The organism is Methylobacterium sp. D48H (genome assembly GCF_053345715.1).
The window spans coordinates 1-313 of the sequence record NZ_JBKFAP010000138.1 but is presented as its reverse complement, the minus strand read 5'-3'; the positions used below and the strand labels follow the sequence as shown (position 1 = coordinate 313).

Below are 313 nucleotides of genomic sequence, written 5' to 3'. Positions count from 1 at the left end.
AGTCGGAAAGACCCGCCGGTTCGACACGATGCCGCCGACCGACAGGCCGCCGAAGCCGACGCCGTGATAGCCGCGCTCGCGGCCGACGGGCCGGGTCCGCGTGCCCTGCCCGATCGCCCGCTGGTAGGCGAGCGCGATCTTGAGGGCGGTGTCGACCGATTCCGAGCCGGAATTGGTGAAGAACACCCGGTCGAGGCGCTTGCCCGGACCGCCCGGGGCGATCTCGGCCAGCCGCTCGGCGAACTCGAAGGCGACGGGGTGACCCATCTGGAAAGTCGGGGCGAAGTCGAGGGTCGCGAGCTGACGCACCACC

Annotated in this window: 1 protein-coding gene; it reads right to left on the bottom strand. The window is 71.2% G+C overall.

Annotated features, from left to right (window positions below; genetic code table 11):
* Positions 1-313, bottom strand: a 313-nt coding sequence (locus ACLBX8_RS31835) for an aminotransferase class III-fold pyridoxal phosphate-dependent enzyme (protein ID WP_447716428.1), incomplete at both ends; no start/stop codon positions are given.